Genomic DNA, 3,533 nt, shown 5'->3' with positions numbered 1-3,533 from the left:
TCTGAAAAACTCGGTATCGCACTGGGTAAAATGATTAAGGAAGATCCATCGTTCCGTGTTGAAACAGACGAAGACAGTGGTGAAACCATTCTTAAGGGAATGGGTGAATTACACCTGGACATCAAGATCGATATCCTGAAACGGACTCACGGGGTAGAAGTTGAAGTGGGTAAACCCCAGGTAGCTTATCGCGAAACGATCACCCAGCGTATTGAAGACAGCTACACCCATAAGAAACAAACGGGTGGTTCCGGACAATTCGCCAAGATTGACTATGTCGTAGAACCTGGCGAACCGGGTAGCGGTTATGAGTTTGAATCCCAGGTTACCGGCGGTAACATTCCGCGTGAATTCTGGCCAGCGGTTTCCAAAGGTTTTGAGCTGAGCATGGAAAAAGGCGTACTGGCCGGTTTCCCCTGCCTGGACTTCAAAGTGATACTGATGGATGGTGGTTACCATCCCGTTGACTCATCTGCAGTAGCCTATGAACTTGCAGCCAAGGCCGCTTATCGTCAAACCATGCCCAAGGCTGGCGCACAGTTGATGGAACCTATCATGAAAGTGGACGTATTCACTCCTGAAGATCATGTGGGTGATGTCATCGGTGACCTTAACCGTCGCCGCGGCATGATTCAGGGTCAGGAAGCAGGAACCACAGGTGTACGCATTAAAGCAGAAGCGCCTTTGGCGGATATGTTTGGCTACATCGGCGACCTGCGTACCATGACTTCTGGTCGCGGTCAGTTTTCCATGGAGTTCTCGCACTATTCGCCTTGTCCGAAAAACGTGGCTGACGAAGTCATCAAGGAAACTCTGGAACGCAACGCCAATAAATAAAGCGTTCGCTCTTTGTCGTTAACGCTTTCTGCAACTTTCTGTATGTAAAAAAAGAGTCGCTGGACAAAACTTACGGTCCAGCGACTACTTTCAGACACAAGCCTGTAACAATTATTCTCATTCCTTTCGACCCGGTCCTTCCATAGACCAACCAGCACCTCCAGCATAAGTGTCCGGAATATTACAAATAGGCCTTGGCCTCCTCACCCGGATTGGGCAAACCCGCTATCCGCCAGGCTTCCCGGCGATTATTATCAAACAGCATGCTCATACAGTTTTTTTGCATATGATTAATGTGACAAACAAAACGTGGTACAGGCGGTGCGCCATATTTAAAATATTCCACGCGCATCGACCGGATGATACTCCATTGTTCTTGCGTCAATTCCCCCACTCCATCCCGAGCGGCAATTAATCGTGCAATGGATTCACTCCACTGGCTGGGATCACTTAAAAAACCATCCTCGTCAAATTTAAGCAGCACTTTCTGCTGCATCGCTTTTCGATGGCTTTGATTAGTCATACGCCTCATTTCGTCACCACCTTTTGTGATAAATGGTTATCAATCTTTACAAAATAAAAAAGGCAATGGACTGGAAAAAAGAATCGCGGATGTTGCACGATGTGATAACAGCCTCCTCATATCCGGCGATGCCTAATATCCAGAGACAAAAACGCCTATAGTTAATCTATAGGATACCCGACTGTTTCAGTCAAGTAATAGATGGATAACTCAAATTAATAGAACTGCAGCATTTGAAGCAAGGAATATAGAGCTACCTGAATCGCTACCTGCTTCTGACCGAATGTATCCGGCCGGCTCTTCACGCTGTACCAATAACATCATGTAATTTATATAAAATTATCATGATCCTTTGCATGATGTGGGTATATTTTCGCTGAATTTTTCCAATAGCCAATCCGGTTAATTAAAACGCATGCGTGGATTTTGTCTCTTCAAACTTCTTCAACTGCGCTTCCGTCGCTTCGGTTTGATACTGAGATTTCCACTGATCATAGGTCATACCGTAAACATATTCGCGGGCCTGATCGTAATTCATTTCAACACCTCGTTCTTTAGCAGCACCCATATACCATTTAGCCAGACAATTACGGCAGAATCCCGCAAGATTCATCAGGTCAATATTCTGAACATCGGTGCGTTTCTGCAGATGTTGTATTAACCCTCTAAATGCCGCTGCCTCCATTTCAATTTGTGTTTGATCGTTCATGTTGTTGCCCTCAAATTTTTGTTCGTTTGACTTTACTACTGAAAAACACATTAAGGATAATAGGTTTTTATCCTGTCACAATTCCTGACATCAAAATGTAACCATGACACACCCAGTTCCAGACTACCTATTAACTCAAAATCCGGATCACCCGGATCCGCCAGTATGTCTTGCCGAACTTCTTCAGCGGTTTTATCTTTAAACAGGCAATCTGCCGCCCGACCAAACGAATGCTGACTAAAAGCGCTGTAGAAAGGACTATCCGCAGTTCGTAACCCACTCCATTCCCGATCTTTACCCCAATAATAATTATTCACCGTCATGGAACCATAACGCATTCTTAAGCGATCCAGGGTTATTAGCAATCGCTCATCCAGTAACTCCCATGCTTTTTCACCGCGTTGCTGATAGACATGCGGTGGCACCAGTTCATGAATGGCGAAGTGTTGGCACTTGTACATAGCTCTTCCTTTAACGATGTTTAAATATGAATTAAATAATGAGTCTTATTCCACAAACAGCCCATGGCGTTTATGCCAGTGTTCGATGCTTTCATCCGGGTAACGCTGGAAATGACGATGACCTTCACCAGAGGGTACCTCAACCCAGGGCGCAGCAAAATCCAGCATTATATGCACGATCTCCGGCGGTTTAGGTAAAGGTGTACTGATATTAGATGCGAAAGGATAAATCCATTCCGACCAACGTGGGTCATGAGCCCACAATGGACTTCCGCACTGGCGACAGAAAAAACGCTTGTTCTCATTTTGTTTCAGTTCGTCAGTATCCGGATCATGTTCCATACCATGATGATACTCCAGATACGCTTCACCATTAACCGACAGAGAGTTCGCCAACGCCATAATATTAATTCCGTAGCCTCCGCTGCCACCCGTCTTCCGGCAAAACGAACAATAGCAATGCATATAAGGATATGGCGTATGGGTTGTTGCAGAATACGAAACGGCACCACAATAACATGAACCTTCAATTTTCATTTGCGTCACCTGATACAATTAGTGGTGTTAACGTTAGCGATATTAACGTTAGCGGTATTTAGGCAGTAATACACTATTTTGTTTCTCAAGCAATCTTAATTCTTACTACTCTCATTATTTCGAATTCCATCCCTGCTACAACGTCCACATCGGGATAGTAGGTTAAATTAACACGGGCGCCCTTAATATTTTTGTAGGCTTTTTGTCGCTTGTAAAAGGTACATCATAGCCCTCAATCATGAGCGTGTTTATTATCCAGTCACCTTCCTGTCTTTGCACATGCGAGGTTACTTTAAGCATTTCAGAATGCACGAGCTTTTTGTGCTTTTTTAATAATTTGTCCGGATCAGTTTTCATACATAACTTCTACTTCAAATAATTTTAGCCAGGCAAAACATGTCCTTAGTATACGGAACTAATAATCGCATGAACATGCCGTGGTCACCCAAACCATCTCCAGACATCC

Annotated in this window: 5 protein-coding genes and 1 pseudogene; 1 reads left to right on the top strand and 5 read right to left on the bottom strand. The window is 44.4% G+C overall.

The features are described 5' to 3' along the window. Positions 1 to 837 (top strand): annotated as a pseudogene (locus ACWVCM_RS04480) (elongation factor G); the annotation flags it as partial. Between the two features lie 181 nt (positions 838 to 1,018). Here the strand turns inward: ACWVCM_RS04480 and ACWVCM_RS04475 are convergent. The 5 genes from ACWVCM_RS04475 to ACWVCM_RS04455 form a co-directional block, all read right to left on the bottom strand. Then, positions 1,019 to 1,360 (bottom strand): TusE/DsrC/DsvC family sulfur relay protein, encoded by a 342-nt coding sequence (locus tag ACWVCM_RS04475; RefSeq protein WP_455200517.1) that lies wholly within the window; start codon positions 1,358 to 1,360, stop codon positions 1,019 to 1,021. A 406-nt stretch (positions 1,361 to 1,766) separates the two neighbouring features. Beyond that, the gene (locus ACWVCM_RS04470) at positions 1,767 to 2,069 is read right to left on the bottom strand and encodes a DUF1244 domain-containing protein (protein WP_455200516.1); all 303 of its coding nucleotides are present in this window, start codon (positions 2,067 to 2,069) and stop codon (positions 1,767 to 1,769) included. Between the two features lie 50 nt (positions 2,070 to 2,119). Further along, positions 2,120 to 2,530 (bottom strand): hypothetical protein, encoded by a 411-nt coding sequence (locus ACWVCM_RS04465; protein ID WP_455200515.1) that lies wholly within the window; start codon positions 2,528 to 2,530, stop codon positions 2,120 to 2,122. A gap of 45 nt (positions 2,531 to 2,575) precedes the next feature. Then, positions 2,576 to 3,067 carry a GFA family protein gene (locus ACWVCM_RS04460; RefSeq protein WP_455200514.1) on the bottom strand — a complete coding sequence of 164 codons (492 nt, stop codon included), beginning with the start codon at positions 3,065 to 3,067 and terminating at the stop codon, positions 2,576 to 2,578. A 162-nt stretch (positions 3,068 to 3,229) separates the two neighbouring features. Further along, complete coding sequence (locus ACWVCM_RS04455; RefSeq protein WP_455200513.1) at positions 3,230 to 3,424, bottom strand: hypothetical protein; 195 nt, start codon at positions 3,422 to 3,424, stop codon at positions 3,230 to 3,232. Between the last annotated feature and the right edge of the window lie 109 nt (positions 3,425 to 3,533).

The organism is Kaarinaea lacus, from assembly GCF_975902315.1.
This window is presented reverse-complemented; position numbering and strand designations above follow the sequence as displayed.

Bases quoted from the DNA above. Each gene is read 5' to 3' on its own strand.
- ACWVCM_RS04455 (WP_455200513.1), bottom strand. From the start codon at position 3,424: ATGAAAACTGATCCGGACAAATTATTAAAAAAGCACAAAAAGCTCGTG.
- ACWVCM_RS04460 (WP_455200514.1), bottom strand. From the start codon at position 3,067: ATGAAAATTGAAGGTTCATGTTATTGTGGTGCCGTTTCGTATTCTGCA.
- ACWVCM_RS04470 (WP_455200516.1), bottom strand. From the start codon at position 2,069: ATGAACGATCAAACACAAATTGAAATGGAGGCAGCGGCATTTAGAGGG.
- ACWVCM_RS04475 (WP_455200517.1), bottom strand. From the start codon at position 1,360: ATGACTAATCAAAGCCATCGAAAAGCGATGCAGCAGAAAGTGCTGCTT.
- ACWVCM_RS04465 (WP_455200515.1), bottom strand. From the start codon at position 2,530: ATGTACAAGTGCCAACACTTCGCCATTCATGAACTGGTGCCACCGCAT.